Source organism: Methylophilus luteus, from assembly GCF_042676265.1.
GTDB classification, from domain to species: Bacteria; Pseudomonadota; Gammaproteobacteria; order Burkholderiales; family Methylophilaceae; genus Methylophilus; species Methylophilus luteus.
Window position 1 is genome coordinate 1,766,538 of record NZ_JBHTKB010000001.1, and the last position, 18,814, is coordinate 1,785,351.

Annotated in this window: 16 protein-coding genes; 2 read left to right on the forward strand and 14 right to left on the reverse strand. The window is 54.9% G+C overall.

Annotated features, from left to right (window positions below):
- Positions 1 to 11 precede the first annotated feature (11 nt).
- On the forward strand, positions 12 to 1,988 hold the full coding sequence (gene rfaP / locus ACFQ1Z_RS08270; RefSeq protein WP_379056933.1) for a lipopolysaccharide core heptose(I) kinase RfaP: 1,977 nt from the start codon (positions 12 to 14) through the stop codon (positions 1,986 to 1,988).
- 57 nt (positions 1,989 to 2,045) lie between these two features.
- Here rfaP and ACFQ1Z_RS08275 read toward each other — a convergent pair whose 3' ends face one another.
- From ACFQ1Z_RS08275 to bioB, 6 genes are read right to left on the reverse strand one after another with little or no spacing between them, the layout of a single operon-like run.
- Entirely contained in the window at positions 2,046 to 3,119 is a 1,074-nt protein-coding gene (locus ACFQ1Z_RS08275) for a rhomboid family intramembrane serine protease (RefSeq protein WP_379056935.1), read from the reverse strand.
- The gene (bioD, locus tag ACFQ1Z_RS08280; RefSeq protein WP_379056937.1) at positions 3,120 to 3,770 is read right to left on the reverse strand and encodes a dethiobiotin synthase; all 651 of its coding nucleotides are present in this window, start codon (positions 3,768 to 3,770) and stop codon (positions 3,120 to 3,122) included.
- Positions 3,771 to 4,643 carry a malonyl-ACP O-methyltransferase BioC gene (bioC, locus tag ACFQ1Z_RS08285; protein ID WP_379056938.1) on the reverse strand — a complete coding sequence of 291 codons (873 nt, stop codon included), beginning with the start codon at positions 4,641 to 4,643 and terminating at the stop codon, positions 3,771 to 3,773.
- Positions 4,644 to 5,438: a pimeloyl-ACP methyl ester esterase BioH gene (gene bioH, locus ACFQ1Z_RS08290; protein ID WP_379056939.1), complete on the reverse strand. Its 795-nt coding sequence runs from the start codon at positions 5,436 to 5,438 to the stop codon at positions 4,644 to 4,646. It abuts the gene before it with no gap.
- Positions 5,435 to 6,610, reverse strand: coding sequence for an 8-amino-7-oxononanoate synthase (gene bioF, locus ACFQ1Z_RS08295; protein ID WP_379056940.1), 1,176 nt, complete (start codon positions 6,608 to 6,610; stop codon positions 5,435 to 5,437). Before bioF ends, bioH begins: the two co-directional genes overlap by 4 nt.
- Positions 6,611 to 6,636: 26 nt before the next feature.
- Entirely contained in the window at positions 6,637 to 7,671 is a 1,035-nt protein-coding gene (gene bioB, locus ACFQ1Z_RS08300; protein WP_379056941.1) for a biotin synthase BioB, read from the reverse strand.
- Positions 7,672 to 7,736: 65 nt separating this feature from the next.
- On the opposite strand from bioB, the gene ACFQ1Z_RS08305 reads away from it, so the two are divergent.
- On the forward strand, positions 7,737 to 8,501 hold the full coding sequence (locus tag ACFQ1Z_RS08305; RefSeq protein WP_379056943.1) for a ComF family protein: 765 nt from the start codon (positions 7,737 to 7,739) through the stop codon (positions 8,499 to 8,501).
- A gap of 34 nt (positions 8,502 to 8,535) precedes the next feature.
- Here ACFQ1Z_RS08305 and ACFQ1Z_RS08310 read toward each other — a convergent pair whose 3' ends face one another.
- The 8 genes from ACFQ1Z_RS08310 to ACFQ1Z_RS08345 all read right to left on the reverse strand — a co-directional run bounded on the left by ACFQ1Z_RS08310 (position 8,536) and on the right by ACFQ1Z_RS08345 (position 18,809).
- Positions 8,536 to 9,804 carry a tetratricopeptide repeat protein gene (locus tag ACFQ1Z_RS08310; RefSeq protein ID WP_379056944.1) on the reverse strand — a complete coding sequence of 423 codons (1,269 nt, stop codon included), beginning with the start codon at positions 9,802 to 9,804 and terminating at the stop codon, positions 8,536 to 8,538.
- Positions 9,805 to 9,823: 19 nt separating this feature from the next.
- Positions 9,824 to 10,714: an ExeA family protein gene (locus ACFQ1Z_RS08315; RefSeq protein WP_379056946.1), complete on the reverse strand. Its 891-nt coding sequence runs from the start codon at positions 10,712 to 10,714 to the stop codon at positions 9,824 to 9,826.
- An 8-nt stretch (positions 10,715 to 10,722) separates the two neighbouring features.
- A complete protein-coding gene (locus ACFQ1Z_RS08320) occupies positions 10,723 to 12,456 on the reverse strand; it encodes a secretin N-terminal domain-containing protein (protein WP_379056947.1) in 1,734 nt (577 codons plus the stop codon).
- Between the two features lie 64 nt (positions 12,457 to 12,520).
- Positions 12,521 to 12,883, reverse strand: coding sequence for a hypothetical protein (locus ACFQ1Z_RS08325; protein WP_379056948.1), 363 nt, complete (start codon positions 12,881 to 12,883; stop codon positions 12,521 to 12,523).
- Positions 12,884 to 12,911: 28 nt separating this feature from the next.
- On the reverse strand, positions 12,912 to 13,628 hold the full coding sequence (gspM, locus tag ACFQ1Z_RS08330) for a type II secretion system protein GspM (protein ID WP_379056950.1): 717 nt from the start codon (positions 13,626 to 13,628) through the stop codon (positions 12,912 to 12,914).
- A gap of 11 nt (positions 13,629 to 13,639) precedes the next feature.
- Positions 13,640 to 14,494 carry a PilN domain-containing protein gene (locus ACFQ1Z_RS08335; protein WP_379056951.1) on the reverse strand — a complete coding sequence of 285 codons (855 nt, stop codon included), beginning with the start codon at positions 14,492 to 14,494 and terminating at the stop codon, positions 13,640 to 13,642.
- Positions 14,491 to 15,429, reverse strand: a complete 939-nt coding sequence (locus ACFQ1Z_RS08340; protein WP_379056952.1) for a hypothetical protein — start codon at positions 15,427 to 15,429, stop codon at positions 14,491 to 14,493. Before ACFQ1Z_RS08340 ends, ACFQ1Z_RS08335 begins: the two co-directional genes overlap by 4 nt.
- Before the next feature lie 278 nt (positions 15,430 to 15,707).
- Complete coding sequence (locus ACFQ1Z_RS08345) at positions 15,708 to 18,809, reverse strand: DUF6701 domain-containing protein (RefSeq protein ID WP_379056953.1); 3,102 nt, start codon at positions 18,807 to 18,809, stop codon at positions 15,708 to 15,710.
- Positions 18,810 to 18,814: the final 5 nt, after the last annotated feature.

An 18,814-nucleotide genomic window follows, 5' to 3' on the forward strand; every position in this document is an offset into this window, starting at 1 on the left:
CAATCTAGCCCATGAAGTTTGCTTTTCTGATATTCAAATATTTCCCCTATGGCGGTGTACAGCGTGACATGCTGCGTATCGCCCAGGACTGCGTGGCGCTGGGCCACCAGGTGACTATCTTCACCGGCGAGTGGCAAGGCCCGCAACCGGCTGGTGTGCAGGTGCGCCTGTGTGCTGGCAGCGGCTGGCGCAACCACACCCGGCATGCCAGCCTGATCAGCGCCATGCAGCAGGCCGTGCGCGGTGAACAGTTCGACCTGGTGGTGGGTTTTAACCGCATGCAACCGGTGGATGTCTACTTTGCCGCGGATTCGTGCTTTATTGCCAAAGCGCATGAAGAACGGCCGTGGTGGTATAGGCTGACCAGCCGCTACCGCTGGTTTCAGCAGGCGGAACAAGCGATTTTCTCGCCTGCCAGCCATACGCATATATTGACGTTGACGGCACAGGAACAAGCCACTTTCCAGCACTGGTACCAGACGCCGCATGCACGCTTTCACCTGATCCCGCCTATCCTGGACCCGCAGCGCTTTCCGCCATTTGAACGCGTGCAGGCAAAACAATGGCTGGCAGCCACTTTTGGCATACTGCCTGAGCACACCGCATTGCTGCTGGTGGGTTCCGGCTTTAAGACCAAGGGTGCTGACCGCGCGGTCACGGCTATCGCTGCTTTGCCTGAGCAGGTCAGAAAAAACGTGCGCATGCTGATCATAGGCCAGGATAATCCGCGCTGGTTACAGCAACTTATCCAGGCGCAAGGCCTGAGCCAGCAGGTGCAGGTGCTGGGCGGACGTGATGATATCCCGCAACTGATGCAAGCCTGTGACTGGCTGGTGCATCCGGCCAGGCGCGAACTGGCAGGCCATGTATTACTGGAAGCCATGGCCTGCGGCCTACCGGTGATCACGACAGAGGTATGCGGCTATGCGCCACATATCGCTAACGCCGGTGCCGGTATCGTGCTTGCCAGCCCGTTCGCGCAAGAAGCACTCAACCAGGCCCTGGCAACCGCACTCACTACATCACGGGAACGATTTAGCCAGGCCGGACTCAGTTATGCTGCGCAGTTGATGCGCGATAACCCAGGAAAGGCAGAAGCCCACATACTCACGCAGTTAGCTTCGGAAACCACTTTGCATACACCATCGCCAGTCAGACAAAACAACCAGTCGCAAGGCAGCCAGCTATGGCTGTCACCCAGGCACGCACCCGCACTGCAGGCATATTCTTTTGAAGACTTTATGGCCTTGCAGGGCTACACCGTGCGTGCGGCGGCCAACCGCAAGACCATGCGCATCAATATTGGCGGATCATCCTATTTCATCAAGCAGCATGAGGCCACCGGCTGGCGCGAGATCGCCAAAAACTGGCTCAGTTTCAAACGCCCTATCATAGGTGCCATGACTGAAGTGCGCGCCATCCAGGCGCTGGAAAACATAGGCATAGCGACTACGCCTATCGCCGCCTGGGGCATACAGGGCCATTGTGCTGCCAGCCAGCGTTCATTCTTGCTGACTGAAGATCTGGGTGACATACACTCGCTGGAAGATATCTGCAAACACTGGCGATCACAACCGGCCACAGCAGAAACGCGGCAGGCGATGCTGATCGCAGTGGCCAGGCTGGCGAGAAAATTCCATGCCGCCGGCTTGTGCCACAGAGACTTTTATCTGTGCCATATCGCCTTGCAGAAATCTGCGCCGCTGAGCGCAGACAGCGAGTTTTACCTGCTGGATCTGCACCGCGTACTGCAAGGCGTTTCGCCGCATGGCACCGCCGTACGCAAAGACATTGCCGGGCTGATCTTCTCCTGTATGGATTTCGGTTTTACGCGGCAGGACTGGCAGGTGTTTAAAGCCCATTACTTGCCCCAGACTGACCAGTTCTGGGCGCAGGCCTTTGCGCGGGCTGAGCGTTTGCATGCCAAATTTCATAGCCCTAAACAGCAGAGCAAGTATCAACAGCAGCGCGATGCTACCGACTTGTAGCGCTGTTAAATGCTAGTGGCCTACCTGGCTACGTGTCTGGTGGATTACTTAGGCGGATTACTGGGCAGAGCCTGGCGCGGCGCGGCCAGGCATAAACGGGATATTGCGCAACTTGTCGGCCGCCGCCTTGCTGTCTTCACTGCGCTTCAAGGCATAGGCTTTGGCCTGCTCAAGCAAGGGTGCAGACGGCAGGTTGGGGTCATCCGGCAGTGAAGAAAGTCTTTCAAAACTTTCTTCATAGGTGTTGGCGACTTGCTGGTCGATCTGCGTTGCCATCTCGTCAAAACTGACCGTCCCCTCGCGCCCTTCCAGCATGATGGCATTCCATTTACGGTTGGCCTGCTGGTCTATCAGGGTGAATTTTTGTACCTGTTTGCGTATCGCCTGCTCTTCATGCCAGCGGTATTTAGGCTCAGGTAAATGGCCTAGCAATATGGCTATACCCAGCAGCCAGCTGATCGCACTGATCAAACGCCAGCGTTGCAGATGCTGATGCCGGACTGCTGTGGCAGGCAGGCACAGCACGGCAAATACGATACCGGTCACAAAACCGCCTATATGCGCAGAATTATCTATGCCGGGGATGATAAAACCCATGGCTATGGTCAGGGCTGAAAACGCCATTGCGCCCCAGAACAGCCAGCGGAACTCCTGCCGTTGCATCTGGTGCCTGCTGTACCAGACGTAGACCAGCAAGGCGCCATAAATACCAAAAATCGCGCCCGAAGCACCGCCAGACACGGCCTGGTTACCCTGTATCACCAGTGACAACAGGTTACCGGCTACGCCGCTGACCAGGTAGATGCCCAGAAAACGGGCCGGGCCAAACATGCGTTCTACCAGCTTGCCGCCATCCCATAGCGCCAGCATATTCATACCCAGGTGCAATGCGCCAAAATGCAGGAACATGGCGCTAGCCAGCCGCCACCACTGCCCGTCCGCAGTCGCCGGCGCAAAGTTGGCACCCCAGGTCAGTTGCACATTATTTGGTGAATGCCAGAAGCCGGCACCGCCCCACAACATGAGCACGAACACCAGCAGGTTAAGCGCGATCAACAGCCTGGTGACCGGCGGCACAGCCGCGCGCAAGCCGATCTGGCTTAGCGGTGCCTGCTGTGGCTGGGTTGCCATTTAAGCGGGGTTTCCTTGATAAGGCAGGTGCAATAGCGGTGGCTGTTGCAGCCAGTCTGTCAGTGTCTGCAGATTTTCGTCCTGCATGGCCATATGCGAGTCGATCTGGTTAGCCACCCAGCCACAACACGGGATCTGCCGCTGCTGTAACAACTGTGCCGTCAGCAAGGCATGATTGATACAGCCCAGCCGCATACCCACCACCAGTAGTGCTGGTAACTGCAATGCCTGCACCAGGTCGGCAATGCTGTGGGTGGCATTCAGCGGCACCAGCAAACCGCCGGCGCCTTCAACGATCACCACATCGGACATGGCGGCCAACTCTGTAAAAGCTGACTGGATCACATCCAGCCGGATGTCGACGCCAGCCGCTATCGCCGCCAGGTGCGGCGCGATGGCCGGTTGAAAACAATAGGGGTTGACCAGTTCTGGCGGTGCCTGCACGTTAGACGCTGCGGTCAGCCGCATCACATCTTCGTTTTGCCAGCGGCCAGCCAGCCACTCGCAGCCAGAAGCCACCGGCTTCATACCCACCACTTTCAAACCTTGTGCGACCAACTGCTGTATCAGGTGCTCAGTCACCGTGGTCTTGCCGACACCGGTATCGGTGCCGGTGACAAACAAATGGCGCGGCAAACCGGTGCTGACCATTTACACTCCTACGGTCTTGCGCGGCATTAACTGGACCGGGCTGGTGCCGGGCGCGGTGTAAGGCTGGCTGCCGGTCCAGGCATGCACGAATACCACCTCATAGGTCGCCGGTAATTTGCCTTGCTGGCGAAAGCCTTCGTAACCCTGGCGCAGCTTTTGCAAAAAACCTTTTCCGGTCAGGCCTTTGGGGCGGCCGGCCGTGGCATTGTGCGCGCCTATGGCTTTGAGGTCGCGCATCACCGATTCAACGCTATCGTAAGTCAGGGTGTAATGCATCACGTCCAGCACCGGGGCATTGAAACCGGCGCGGGTCATGGCATCACCGATATCGTGCATATCGATAAAACGGCTGACATGGGTATGCTCGGCACCCGAAGCAGCGCGCAACTCTTTCAAGGTATCCGGCCCCAGGGTGGCAAACATCAGCAGGCCATCCGGGCGCAGTACCCGGCGGAACTCCTGCAGGGCGGCATCGAGGTCATTGCACCACTGCATGGCCAGGTTGGACCACACCATATCGACACTGCCGGTAGCCAGCGGCAATGACTCGATATCGGCACACACCAGGCGCGGCGATGACTGCCAGAATCTATACCAGGGGAATAATGCGCGGCTGCGTGACAGCATGCCTTCGGCGATATCCAGTGCGATCCCTTGCGCAGCGCGATAATGCCTGAGCAAGGCACTCAGGCCATGACCGGTACCGCATCCGGCGTCCAGTATCACTTTGGGCTGCAATTTGACCACATCGAGCCGGCTGAGCATTTCTTCACGCACCTGGCGCTGCAGAATGGCGGCGGCATCATAGTGTTTTGCCGCCCGGTGAAACGACTGCCGCATGCGCGACTTGTCTATTGAATATTCATCCTGCATTTAGCGCTCCGCGACAGTGCGCACGGCAGACTCATCGGCCATAAAGGTCTCTACCGTTTCGCAGAAAGCATCGGCATGCGAAAGAAACGGCGCGTGCGCCGCACCGGCGATCACGCGTAATTTTGCGCGTTGCAAATGCATGGCCAGCCAATGCGCGGCACTCACCGGTGCCAGCGTGTCACGGTCACCATGGATGATCAGGGTGGGCTGATACAAGCGGCTGATCTCTTCGCGCAGGTCGGTCTGCAACAGGATATCCAGCGCCTGGTTCAGGCTCTCCTGCGTGGGTGTCGGTTTGGCAGCAAACGCGATGCGCAGCTGGCGTATAGTGCTGCGCGTATCTTTGGCATGCATGCATTGCAGGGTGAGAAAATTGAGCAAAGTCGCATGAAAGTCTTTTTCAAAACGCTCGTTGAACTGCTGAAAATGCCTGGCCTCTATGCCGTGCGGCCAATCCGGCTTGCTGACAAAGCTGGGGTTAGTACCGACAAGAATGAGTTTTTCTACCCGGTCCGGCTGGTTCAATGCGATCTGTTGCGCGATCAGGCCGCCCAGCGACCAGCCCAGTATGGTGGACACACCGGGGATCTCTTCGGCCACGGTCTCCGCCAGGCTGTATAAATGGTAGGGGTTGACCGGGCGGCTTTGCCCCATGCCGGGCAGGTCGACCAGGAATAAGCGGTAGTTGGCAGCAAGCCGTTTGGTGATGCGCTCCCAGACGGCGCTATTCATGCCCCAGCCGTGCAACAGCACCAGCGGCTTGCCCTGCCCCATGATCTCTATAAAGCAGCTCATGCCTTTTCCCCGGCGGGAATGTCACGCTCGGCAGCCTGCAAGGCTGCGATCAAGGCACGCACGTCCTGTTCACTATGGGTGGCAGAGAGTGAAATGCGCAGGCGTGCGGTATTCACAGGCACAGTCGGCGGACGGATGGCAGGCACCAGGATGCCGCGCGCCTGCAGGTACTGGCTGAGCGCCAGCGCCTCAAAATTGTCGCCGACCACCAGTGGCTGTATCGCGGTTTCTGAAGGCAGCAGGTGCCAGCGTGTCAGTGACAGCTCACTTTTCAGCAAGCCTATCATGGCAAACAATTGCTGTCTGCGGGCATCACCGTGCTCTATCTCATGTACCGAGGCCAGTAACGCTGCCGACAACGGCGGCGGTGCCGGTGTGGTGTAAATATAGCTGTTGGCATGCTGGATCAGATAATCGATCACCACCTGCTCACCGGCGACAAAGGCGCCGGCGACACCGGCGGCTTTGCCCAGGGTACCCATCATGATCAGGCGCGGCGACTTTAAGCCCAGATGCTGCAAAGTGCCGCGACCCTGCGGACCCAGCACGCCAAAACCATGCGCATCATCTACATAAAGATAGGCATCGTAACGCTCACACAGTGCCAGGTAGGCGGCCAGCGGTGCGATATCGCCATCCATGCTGAACACGGCATCGGCGGTGATCAGTTTGTGGCGGGCGTTGCTGGCTTGCAGCAGTTTTTCCAGCGCGTCTACATCATTGTGCGCAAAGCGGTGATGGGTGGCACGCGACAGAAAAGCGCCATCGTTGAGGCAGGCATGGTTAAGCTTGTCGGAAAACACCGCGTCGTCGCGACCCATCAGCGCGCTGATGACACCGATATTGGCCATGTAGCCGGTAGAAAACAGCAAGGCGGCCGGCTGACGCACCAGTGCTGCCAGTGCGTGTTCCAGCTGGTCGTGGTAACGGTGATGGCCGGTGATCAGGTTAGAGGCACCACTGCCTACGCCGGCCTCGGCCGCTGCGTGTTGCAAGGCGGCCACCAGCGCAGGGTCATTGGCCAGCCCCAGGTAATCGTTGCTGCAGAATGACAAAAACCGCTGACCATTGGCGGTGATATGTTCAGCCTGCGGCGAATCCAGCAAGCGACGTTGCCGCGTCAGGCCTAGTGTTTTACGCTTTTCCAGGTCAGCGTGCAGAAAGTCCAGCATGTGCGGCCACTCAGGTTTTCTTCAGGTTAGATTTTCTTCAGGCCAAGTTTGGCGAACAGCGCATTGTCGGCATCGGCTTCCGGGTTACCGGTGGTCAGCAGTTTTTCGCCGTAAAAGATGCTGTTGGCACCGGCGAGGAAACACAGTGCCTGCACTGCATCGCCCATGCTTTGCCTGCCGGCAGACAAACGCACAAAACTGTTCGGCATGGTGACACGGGCGGCGGCGATAGTGCGTACGAACTCCAGCGGGTCCAGCGCTTCGGTCCCATGCATAGGGGTACCTTCCACCTGGGTCAGCAAGTTGATAGGCACGCTCTCGGGTGGTTGCTCCATATTGGCCAGTTGCGCCAGCAGGCCGGCGCGCTGGGGACGGCTCTCGCCCATGCCGATGATGCCACCACAACAAACGTTGATGTCTACACTGCGTACGCGGTCCAGGGTATCCAGGCGGTCCTGGTAGGTACGGGTGCTGATGACATCACCATAATACTCAGGCGCGGTGTCCAGGTTATGGTTGTAATAATCTAAACCCGCTTCTTTCAGTTGTTCGGCCTGACCATCCTTGAGCATACCTAAGGTGGCGCAGGTTTCCAGACCCATGGCTTTCACTTCGGCGATCATTTTCAGCACCGGGTCCAGATCACGCTGCTTGGGTCCACGCCAGGCAGCGCCCATGCAGAAACGGCTGGCACCGCTGTCCTTGGCGGCTTTGGCAGCGGCCAATACATCATCCAGCTGCATCAAAGGCTCGTTTTCAACCTCGGTGTGGTAACGCGCCGCTTGCGGACAATAGCCGCAATCTTCAGAACAGCCACCGGTCTTGATAGACAGCAGGGTACTCACTTGTACCGCATTCGGCTCGTGGTGCTCGCGGTGCACCAGTTGCGCCCTATGCAGCAAGTCGTTGAACGGCAGTTCAAACAGTGCCATGATATCGTCGACTGACCAGCGTTCAACGGTCACATGGTCACAGGCACTAGAGGCTCTCAGGCCATCGATATTGATGATGGAAGTTTGCAGTTCGCTGTTGCCAGCGCTAGAAGAAGTTTGTTGTTCCATAATGATCGCACAAGGTTGAAATTGAATGTTTAATGGGCTGAATTATAGGTTGTTTACCCTCAGACGTGAAAAAATTTTACAACAGCTTAAATTTTAATCACCTGAATCCACTGCCGTTGCTACAGCACTGGTTAAACAGCAATCTGCCTTGCCCGCTATGTGCTGCACCCGCGCAACCCCAGCCTTCACTACTACTCGCGCCACTGTGCACTGACTGCGCCAGCGCCCTGCCCTGGTACCACTCAGCACGCTGCCCGCAATGCGCGCTGCCGACCAGCGGCGGCGCTTACTGCGGGATCTGCCTGCAACATCCGCCGGCATTTGACCGCACCCTTGCGCCGCTGCGCTATGCCTATCCGCTGGACCGCCTGTTGCAGCGATTCAAATATCATCAGCAGTTGCCGCTAGGCAAATTACTGGCGCAGACCATGCTGCCGCAGCTGACAGCCTTAGCAGTGGCAGAGCGACCTGAAGTGATGCTGGCTATGCCCATGCACCCGCATCGCGTGCGGCAGCGCGGCTTTAATCATGCGCTGGAACTGGCCAGGCAGTTGCAACCAGCCTGGCAGATACCTTTAGTGATAGACGGCTGCGCGCGCATTCTGGATACGCAGTCACAGGCAGGAATGGATATGAAAACCAGGACCCGCAACCTGCGCGGCGCGTTTGCGACACCACTACAGTGGCAGGGGAAACATGTGCTGATCGTGGATGATGTGATGACCACCGGCGCCAGCATGCATGCGCTGGCGAAAGTGCTGAAGCAGGCCGGTGCCGCCCGTATCACCGCACTGGTGATCGCGCGTACCTTGAAAACCGGTGATGATTAAAAACTTGCGGGTGATGGCGGTGACTGAATGCTGATCACTCGTCACGCGCTTGCGACGCGCCGCCTAGCTGGCGGATACGCTGGGCGACAAATTCGGCCAATCTATCACTCAAAGGCTGGCCTTGCGCCGCCTGTAATTGCTGCAATGCCTGCGCATTCTGGCCGCTGGCCTGCAATGAAATCGCATAAGCCACCTGCCATTGCGCCTGCCCTGGCTGCAACACCAGCGCCCGCTCGAAATAGGGCAAGGCGGCCTGGTGCTGGTTGAGTTGCTGGTAAGCGATCGCCTGCATCCATTGCGCTTCGGCATCGCGGGCAAAGGCATAGGCATGCGGCTTCAGCGTCTGCAGCACTGCTTCTGGCTGCTTATGTGCCAGCTGCCATTTAGCCAGCGATCTGGCCAGGCCCGCCTGTTCAGGAAAACGCTTGATACCAGCCTGCAACAAAGCCACTGCTTCAGTTTCCTGCTTGTTTTCAAACAGATAGGCAGCCAGCAGCTGACGTGCATCCTCAGACTGCGGGTAAGTGACCAGCGCCTGGCGCAAGGTCGCCAACGCCTCGCTGAGACGGCCTTTTTGCTCATGATCCACGGCTTTCTGGATCAGCACATTCACTTGCTGTTCCGGCCGCACATGTTTGCTGACCGTGCCATTATCCTCAGAGGCTGCTTCAGCGCCGGCCCGGTTTTTACCAGCATTGCCGGTTTCCGGCGGCGGCTCTATTACGGACACCACGGTGGCCGAGCCAGCATTATCTGCTGGCCTGATAGTGAACTCGCCTTCTACCTGCGTTGCCTTGTCACTCTTGGCGGCAGCAAGGCTAGCGCGATCATTTTTGGCAGCAGCAGAGCTGGCGCTGTCAGACATAGGCGTGATTTTTTGGCGGATGGGCGGTTTGGTCACCGAGGCAGACAGTTCGGCCTGCCATTCGCTGAATAAAGATTTGGTTAACTGCGGATGGGTATCCGGCGGCGTCTGCTCGACAGCGATCTCAGCTGGCGCCGGCGTGGCCACTGGTGCAACCACAGGTTTGACCGGTACTGCCGCTGCCACCTGGGCCGGTTTATCTTTAGTGAAACCGGCCAGTGCAGAACGGTAAAGCAAGGTCAGCTCGGCACTATGCAGATAAGCCCATACCGCCAGGCCTGCCAGCACCAGCACCATCAGCAGGCGTTTGAACCACTGGCCAGCACCGGTAGGCGCATGTGACAACACCGGCTTGACCTGCTGCCCGGCCCAGCCATCAGTGCTGGTGCCGCCCTGGCGTGCTTCTACGTCTTTCAATACCTGATTAATTAAACTCACTGCTTTTCCTCAAGGCCGGTCAGCGGCCAAAACCAGCCATGGCTGTGTGTAGGGTCAACCACCATTTTAAGCCATGGCTCCACCAGCGGTGCTGTGCCTTGACGCTGGCCTGGGTATCCAGGATAGCCGCTTTCACATCTTCGGCAGATACGCCTTGCTGGCCGCGGCCAAAAGCGGAGAGCAGCGATTTATGCGCCAGGATATTGAGTAACCTGGGGATGCCGTTGGCGTAACGATAGAGCAGGCGCATGCTGGCCGGGGTAAAAATCATGCCGCCCTGGTAGCCGGCCACATGCATGCGATGGTTGAGGTAAAACCCCAATTCTGACCATTGCAGGCTTTTTAACTGGTATTCAAAGCTGATGCGCTGGCGTAACTGGCGGATGGAAGGGTGATTGATACGTTCTTCCAGCTCGGGCTGGCCAAACATCACCACCTGTATCAATTTGCGTTTTTCGGTTTCCAGATTACTGAGCAGGCGCAACGCTTCCAGCGTCTCCAGCGGCATGGCCTGCACTTCATCCAGGCAGACGATCACATGCTTGCCTTCTTCGGCATAGGTGAGCAACCTGCGATGCAAGGCATCTATCATGTCATGGTGGGTAAAGTCCGGCTTGAAGGCCACGCCGAATTCGGTGGCCAGCGTCATGAGCAAGGCATGCGGGTCCAGATAGGGATTGGGGATGAAGGCGACTTTGCAGCTGGACTCCAGTGCCTTGAGCAGGCGGCGGCACAACAGCGTCTTGCCGGTGCCGACCTCCCCTGTGATCTTGACAAAGCCTTCGCCAGACTGGATAGCGACCAGCAGCGTGTTCAGCGCCTCTTGCAGACTGCGTGTCGCATAATAAAAGCTGGTATCCGGGGTGATAGTGAATGGATACTCTTTCAAACCAAAATGTTGCAGGTACATGCCCGCTCCTAGAAACTCTCACCCTTCAGTTTATCAATACGCTCCTGACTATCAAGCATATCTTGCGCCCAGCTGTCGCCGCCACGCACTATGGTCGACTTGAGCAGGATGACCAGCTCTGTTTTTCTGCTCACTTCATCTTTCTGGCGGAACAGGTTACCCAGGAATTTAACATCACCCAGGCCAGGTACTTTGGTACGCGTGTTGTCTATGGTTTCTGACATCAGGCCGCCGATGGCGATCACACTGCCATCCCTGGTGCGCACTATGCTGTCAGTTTCATTAATATTGGATGAAGCAGTTGGAATGGTGTAAGTACCGCCATTGGCTGCCGATAAAGTCACCGTCCGGTTCACCTGGGTCACATCGCTGACAAACGGGTGTACATGCAGGATGATGTTATCACTTCTGTCTATCTGTGGCGTCACATCCAGCGAGATACCCGAAAAGTAAGGTTGCAACTGAATGTCCGGCGTCACGATGGCACCGCCGGTAGTGGTGGTGACGTTGGTTTTCACGTTGGTGACGAAAAACGCATCGTTACCCACTTTAAGCACGGCTTTCTGGTTATTGATGGTGGCGATACGCGGGCTGGAGATGACTTCTACATTACCCTGCGTTTCGAGGAAAGTCAGCAACGCCGAGAAATTACCGCCTTGTACCGCCAGCGCAAAGGCTGCGCCGCCCAGCGGGATAGGCGAGCTATTGGCTAAAAAGCCGGGGCTGGTACTAGACACCACGCCATCGGTGATGGTGCCGGTAGGGCCTATGGAGCTGTTACCGTTGACATTACCGAAGGTCACATCACGCGAACCTCTGCGCAAGAAAGCCCAGTTGATGCCTTGTTGCGATTCTTTGTTGAGCTGCACTTTCAGTATCTTTGCTTCCAGGATCACCTGGCGATCGACGGTCACTTGCATCAGGCTTAAAAACTTCTCCACCTGACGGATCTCTTTGGGCATGGCACGTACCATGATCAGGCCGGATTGCGGATTGATCACTACTTTGCGGCCGCTTTCTTCGCCTATCATGCTGTTCAGCGAGTTGGCCATGTCACCCCAGAAATCATTGTTGGTGCCCATGCTGACATCTGAAGCATACACTTGCAGGTTAGCTGCGCCGCCACCGCTGGAAGCCGGCGTACCGACCGCAGTACCACCTGAAGCAGCCGCCGCCTGTCCGCCACCACCCTGATTGCTGACAGTGCCTGAAGTCACTTTGGTGGCCGAAGTCCCCTTGCGTGCACCAGTGATATAGTTGACCTGGAATACGCGGGTCTGTATGGTTTGCGGCTCGACAAAAATCTGTTTGCCAGTCATTTTGTACTCATAGCCGTAGAGATCACGCAAGGCGTTGAGCGCTTCAAACAGGGTCACGTCACGCAGGTTGATCGAGATATCGCCTTTGAGTTCAGGGCTGAGCGCAATGCTGTATGGGCTGCCAGAGACTATGCCCATCAACACCTGGGTGGCAGGTGCTTTGTTCACTACCAGGTCAAACCTGGGCTCAGCACGTTTGGCCAGCGATTTTGGCGGCTCTATGCGCAGTGGCTCAAACAGCTCATCGGTCACCTCCTTAGGTGGCGGTGCGACTTGCGCTTTGGCCTGGGCTGCAGATTTGCTCAGTTCGCTCTGAATTTTAGGGTTGATAGATACATTACTTGGCGCAAACGGATTGCTGTTACAACCCGCCAGCCCGGCGCTGATCATCATCAAACCCAACGTATTCACAAAAGTTTTCATAGCAGTCTCTCAATGTGTATAAACCCGTATGTCTTGCAGATGCGACATGCAGGTATTTATTACTTTATTTCTTTACTTTACCGGTCTGTCTGGTGGTTTTTGCTTTTGTTTTTACCGGTGGCCTGGCTTCTACGTTATAGCTGGTCAAACCCATGCCTATCACTTTTTTCTCACCTGTTTTACTGATAAATATCGCCTGCTGGTTGCTGACGGAAGTCAGCTTAAAGCCGTTGTAGCTCTCCCCCACCTGTACCATCTGGTCATTCACCACTGCAAACCCGCTTTTGCCATTGTGTTGTATCGCAGAGAGCACCCATGGCTGCTCCTGCTGCGATTGGGCATTAGGCAGATACTCCAGCACCGCAGGCGGCGGCTTGGTCGGGTCGACCAGTTCGGCGTATGCCTGGCCCTGTGCCAGCCCTAACATCAACATTCCCTGTATCAATACGCGCATGCTAGATCCCCAACCATGCATTTTCACCACTCAGGGTATACACCTGAATCGTCAATTCATTTTCCGGATAATCCGACTTCAGTTCTGCGGTTTCCCACGCGACGCGCTGGCTGATGGCTTTTAAGGATTGTGCATAATCCATCAGCGCAAAATATTTGCCTTTCAGTCTCACCTTGACCGCGTGCTGGTAAACATGGGGCACATTCAGCCAGATATCTTCGCTGCCTGCCACCGGCGTGCCGCTGGCAGGGGCAGTCTGCTCCTGGATCAGCTTTCTTTGCTTTTCAATAAAATCCGTCACTGGCAGTGATTGCATTTCAAGCACTTGCACATCGGTATGTTGCTGCAGCAGTTTTTTCAGTAACAGCACCATTTCCTGCGGCGGCACCATATAGGAAGATATCCTCACCAGATCTGAAGACTGACTGGCGATCTTTGCATTCACTTCATCGATATCGTGCTGGAAAGCATTGCTGGCAGGCTGTGGCGCGGCCTGGGTGGCAATGGTGTTCATCTGCTCGGTCAGGGCCGCCGTGTCATTCTGGATCTTTATGATTTCTTCTTGCGTGCTGTTTACCTGGGCACGCTGCGGTTCTAGCAAAAAAGTATCCAGCAAGCCAATCACCGCAAACAGGCCTGCGCCAAAGATCATCCAGCGCTCCCGCTTGGAGAGTGCCAGCCATTTACTGTTAAGGGTGTGTAACTGTTCGAATCGCATGCGTCACTTTCCTATGGCTGCTTCACTTGTGTGCTGGGTTGTTTAGGCTGCCCGGTCTGGCGTACAAAGTCATCCCAGCTCAGCGCGCTCACTGGTTTAGTTCTGTCGCGCAAGTCCTGGCCTTTTACTTCAAACGTATACACCTGTAATTTCACTGGCACTTCTACCACCGGCGCAGGTGCTGCGGCAGGTGCGACTGGTGTCACCGGTGCGGCTGCCACTGCGGCGCCCTTGACACCAGTTTGCGGTGCTGGTGCGGTGGCGACCACCGGTGGCACAGGTGCCACCACGGCTGCTGGCGCAGGCGCGGTTTTCTGTAGTTCTACCTGTTTGAATTGCAAGCCGGAGAACTGAGTGCCTTCAAATACGCGTTGTGCTGATAACAGATCCAGGTACAAAGGGATATCTTCAGTCTGCAAGGCCTGGCCGGAAAGCGAGACATGTTGTGCCGCCGGCTCTATCTTGAAACCAGTCAGCCATAAGCCGGGCTGATGCTGTCCGGTCAGGGCGCGCATATAATCGATCAGGTGATAAGCCTGCTCGGAAATGGATTGCTGGAAAATGGCCAGCATTTGCGATTGCATCTCAAAGCGGCTATTCAGTTTTTTCAGCTCGGCTTCCAGCTTGCTGTTATCCACCGGTGTCACTTTGCTGGCGAACTCATCCACCTTTTTCTGCATGGCAGCATACTGGGCAGTCGCCTGGTCGCGTTGTGTCTGCAACTGCGCATTTTCAGCTTCTATACCGGTGTAGAAATAAAACATGGCCAGCGCCGCCAGTGCATAGACTGCGCCAACCAGGGTCAATGTGAACCAGTCTTTGGACTTGACCAGCCCACTTTCAAACAGGTTGACTTGCTGACTCATGCCACCGCCTCCTGACGCAAGGCTGCACCGAGTGCCGGCAGTAACATGGCTTGTTTTTCCAGGCTGGCAAAATCCTGGTTAGGCGGCAGATCGACGATATCTTCCAGGTTGTAAACATTGACTGGCACATACAGGCTGGTACTCAGGCCTGTCACCAGGTAATCGCGGTTGGCAACCGGGGAAACCACCAGGCGATTGAGGCTCAGGTATGGGAACTGACGATCAAAGCTATCCAGCGAGCGTTGCAACTCCAGCACCAGCTTGTCAAAGTTGCTCTGGTACAACTCACCCCTGTCATTGAGGAAATCCTTATCCAGCTCTATCAGGCGAGCATGGTATAGCTCGCCTTTGGCGGTGAATGTCAGCAGACAACCTCTGGAGAGCATGGTCAGCATGACCAGGGCACGGTCTTCGGTTTCCAGCAATTGGGCGATGTTACGCTGCACCAGCGCATGCACATCGATAGACCTCAAATTGAAACCGGCTTCTACGATCTGGTTACCGATCTGGCTCACGGTGGCTTTTTTGGCACAGATCGCCAGCATGGCTGGCTGGCGATTGGCATAAGCGGGGTCAACCGGTATGTTCACGCCATCCACTACGGCTTGTTCAACTGAATAATCCAGCAGGTCTTTTACCTTCCAGCGCAATGCCTGCTTGATCTCTGATTCGGGCATGGTCGGCTTTTCAATCTGCAACACATTGTATTGGTCTACGTTAAGCATGACATTACAAGGCGTGGTTTTTAAGTCATTTTTGGTCACAAAGTGACGCAATGTGGAGGTAGCCTGCAACGGCACCTGCTGAATTGTGGCTAAAGAGACGGTTGGTTTGGCGCCATCCAGCCCAGGCGTTAACGCCACGGTGCTCACATGCATGTCAGTGAAGCTAACCCCCACCTGCTGCTTGTTCTTTTGTCGTTTAAACCAACTCATAGACATTCATCTACTCTCTATAAGAAATTATTATTTAAAATCAATGTATAACAATTAAATTTTAAAGTGAATATATAGCATTGTATGTTAAAAAACCATCTTTCAAGACGCTAGAAAAACGTCTGATCGCATAAAGTTCTAAAACTGTGCTGTATTAGTTACAAATAGTGTCAACAAATACGCCATCAATCAGTGTTAGCAACTTTAGTGCCTGATTTGGCGCTTCAATCCGGGGATTAAAACAACAAAACCACCTGATTTAGGTGGTTTCGTTTGTACTAGAAGTTTTCTCGCATATAAATGATGGGGGCTTTATAGATGCCGAAGGTGGCACGGCCCGAGGGGTCTGTCGTTCCAAACCACGGCAGCGCGCCATCGTTTGAATTGCTCTCGGCTGAGCCGGTACACACTCTTTCTGGTGGCAGCGGCGGCGCGTCTTTGGCAGCAAGGTTCACCTCCAGATCTACACTGCCGGTATTCGGGGTGGTACCCGACACGCCGGGGGCGCTTAAACGCATTCTAAGCACGCCACCAGCCATTGCTGACGCCACACTCAACTGGGTCTCACACGCATTCAGATTGCCTCTGTAGGTTTTCATGGCAAAGGTCTGAATAGGGATGCTGGTGCAGGCATCGGCTGTGCTTCTGACGAAAGCACTACCATTCCAGAACTGTGCTTCTACCGGTACCGTCAACGGTAGCAACTCCGAGCCATGCGCAGAGCCTATCGCCAGGCGCCCGTACCTGAATGGTATGCCGGGAGACGTGATTGAGGTGGTGTCCGAGGTGACGCCATCGTCATCCACCGGCTTGGCAGAGACCACCACATTTTGCGGGACGCTCTTGCTAGGCGGACGGCTAAGCTGCAGCTTGGCCTTGACTCTTGCTTCACCTCTATTCCAGGTGGCGGGGGTATTTGCCGGGGCACCCGCAGCGGTACTTTCAAAAGTTGGCACAAGCGGACTGGCACTCAGGGTGGCTCCGGCTGGCGCATTTGAGCTGAAGTTATAGCTGTTGAATTTACTCAGATCCAGCCTAGCATAACTGTTGGCTCCATAATCGCCGTGATAGTTTTGCGTTTTTACATTGGCCACATTTTCTGCAGTGATGATGAATGGGGCGTTAAAGCTAGGCATGGTGGGTGTAAATTGCCCATAATAAACAAAGGTAGTGCAGGCATAGGTATCAGGCGTACCTGATGTTTCTTTGAAATGGTCGGGGATAAAACGGCCAAAATAACTGCTGGTGACACTGCCAACCTTGCAGCCATACAGTTTGGGCGTGCCACTACCCACATTATCAAATTCTGTGGCTGGCGCTGAGCTGCAATCGCCTTTTGCCCTGTCTACTTCAGCAAAATTGTCGTCGTAAACGCTGTTTGCCAAAAACTGGAACAGGCCGACTTCACTGTATTTAAAGTTGGTGGCGGCACTTATACCAGTGGCAGCGGGAGGAAAACTGCCTGCTATCGGGCCATCGACACTCTCATAAGTGAGGATACCAACAACAGGTGCACCGGTATGCGCTGTTAATGAGGCGACCCTTGGAGTGCCATTGTAATTGCTCTCGCCAGTCACCGCCTGTAACTGAAAGTCAGTGCCCGCTTTACGGATAGGTGTGGAGCTCGGTCCGGCAGGAAGGCTGGCTGTGGCATTGCTGGAGGTCAGTGTAAATGCCTGCGGACGGACCGCAAAGTTATCACTGGAGCAGCCGTTCTTGTTTAAATTATTATCCACCACCCGGCAGCGTAAATTCGGATAAGCGTTAGGCACATCGGCCGCGCTGAATGAGATGGTTTTCTTTCCGACATCGGTGGACGCGAATGTCACCGTCTTTTTTGCCAAGGGTGCAATGCTAGTCCCACATGCACCGTTGGCATCATTCACCAATTCGACGGTGACACTATCGGTAGCAGAGGCATATCCGGTCGCCTTGGTACCGTTACTGGTCAGCGCATAGACATCCAGATCAAAGGCACGTCCGGCCAACTTGGTATAAATAGGATTGCGGGTATTGGCGGCGTAGGTCAAGCCACTTTCCATACATTCAAACGTGCTTAAACAAGCTGTGCTATTAAAGGTAAAACTGCAACTCTGGGAATTGGTGGCGGTGTTCAAACATTTAACACCATTTAATGGCAGCCTGGCTAAGCCACTTGCTCCCAGGGTATAAGTTGCAGCCGCAGTACCTTGCAAAGTCACAGTATCGATCTGGGCATTACCCCCGACCTCAAATGATGAATTCGGCGAGGTGACAGTAGGCGATGATGGTGAGACAGTCAGATCCCCGGTTAAACTGCCCGAACTTAAAATCTGGGAAGCCGGGCAAGGCACAGTGGATGACAGACATGCCAGAACCTGGATATCCACCGGACACAAGGTACTGGTACCAGGATGGCGGATCTCCAGATGATCATAACTGGGGACATAGGTCGAACCAATCACAAAATCGTAACTGAAGGTGTATATACCAGGCGCTGTGAAGTCATACTCGATTGCAGCACCAGTATCGATATTGGTGGTTGAGATGCTGTTATTTAATGCATTGGTTTTACCTATACCGCACGGGTTATTCTGCGCATCATAAGTCCAGAATGTGTCCCACCTGCCCACACAATAGTTGCTGAATCGTCCGGAACGCTCACGAAAAGACTCTACGATATCCAAATTTGCCGGCAGCGTAGTACTTGATGGGCAATTGCCATTGATCACTGGATAGGTTCCAACGACCTGTCGACCATTAGTATCTACGTAACGTATGCCACATCCATTATCATTACCTCCCAGGTAAGTATCAACGGCGTGGTAATACCTGAAAGGATTACTTGTACTGACTGGATACAACAGAGGAATATTGACTGTCACTTCGGCCGTGACATAGGACAATGGCAAGGTATATTTCCATACCACTGTCACTTGCGGATTACCTGAGGTCAGGCTTGTATTTGGGAGCGTCAGTCGCGAGGTTGTCTGTTGAACTTGTCCACTGGAAGCTGTGGCTGGAGTGACAGACAAATCACCTGTATTGGTATAAGCATTGGGGCTGGCAACACCGTTTCTGGCAAATACAAAATGATTGGGACCATATAAACTTTTATTAGCCCTGATATAAATACCATTATCCAGTCTATTTCTAGCTGTACTGGTGGTCGGAATCTGGGAGTCTTCGAACAATTGCCCTTTGATTGCGCCATTACTGTTGGCCCTGATAATCTGAATCTGGCTACCCCGGTGAATATGAATGCGCAATCCATCACCATCAGCACCACCACCTGAGTTTAAAATCACATCATCAGGTGCGGCGGCCATCACCATTGATATGCCGGACAGACAAAAAAGGCAGATCAACAATGGCAGTATTTTATTCAGTACTTTGTACACGACAT

What these genes read in the sequence shown, in the direction of transcription:
- rfaP (WP_379056933.1), top strand. Translation starts at nt 12, where the DNA reads ATGAAGTTTGCTTTTCTGATATTCAAATATTTCCCCTATGGCGGTGTA.
- ACFQ1Z_RS08275 (WP_379056935.1), bottom strand. Translation starts at nt 3,119, where the DNA reads ATGGCAACCCAGCCACAGCAGGCACCGCTAAGCCAGATCGGCTTGCGC.
- bioD (WP_379056937.1), bottom strand. Translation starts at nt 3,770, where the DNA reads ATGGTCAGCACCGGTTTGCCGCGCCATTTGTTTGTCACCGGCACCGAT.
- bioC (WP_379056938.1), bottom strand. Translation starts at nt 4,643, where the DNA reads ATGCAGGATGAATATTCAATAGACAAGTCGCGCATGCGGCAGTCGTTT.
- bioH (WP_379056939.1), bottom strand. Translation starts at nt 5,438, where the DNA reads ATGAGCTGCTTTATAGAGATCATGGGGCAGGGCAAGCCGCTGGTGCTG.
- bioF (WP_379056940.1), bottom strand. Translation starts at nt 6,610, where the DNA reads ATGCTGGACTTTCTGCACGCTGACCTGGAAAAGCGTAAAACACTAGGC.
- bioB (WP_379056941.1), bottom strand. Translation starts at nt 7,671, where the DNA reads ATGGAACAACAAACTTCTTCTAGCGCTGGCAACAGCGAACTGCAAACT.
- ACFQ1Z_RS08315 (WP_379056946.1), bottom strand. Translation starts at nt 10,714, where the DNA reads ATGTACCTGCAACATTTTGGTTTGAAAGAGTATCCATTCACTATCACC.
- ACFQ1Z_RS08320 (WP_379056947.1), bottom strand. Translation starts at nt 12,456, where the DNA reads ATGAAAACTTTTGTGAATACGTTGGGTTTGATGATGATCAGCGCCGGG.
- ACFQ1Z_RS08325 (WP_379056948.1), bottom strand. Translation starts at nt 12,883, where the DNA reads ATGTTAGGGCTGGCACAGGGCCAGGCATACGCCGAACTGGTCGACCCG.
- gspM (WP_379056950.1), bottom strand. Translation starts at nt 13,628, where the DNA reads ATGCGATTCGAACAGTTACACACCCTTAACAGTAAATGGCTGGCACTC.
- ACFQ1Z_RS08335 (WP_379056951.1), bottom strand. Translation starts at nt 14,494, where the DNA reads ATGAGTCAGCAAGTCAACCTGTTTGAAAGTGGGCTGGTCAAGTCCAAA.
- ACFQ1Z_RS08340 (WP_379056952.1), bottom strand. Translation starts at nt 15,429, where the DNA reads ATGAGTTGGTTTAAACGACAAAAGAACAAGCAGCAGGTGGGGGTTAGC.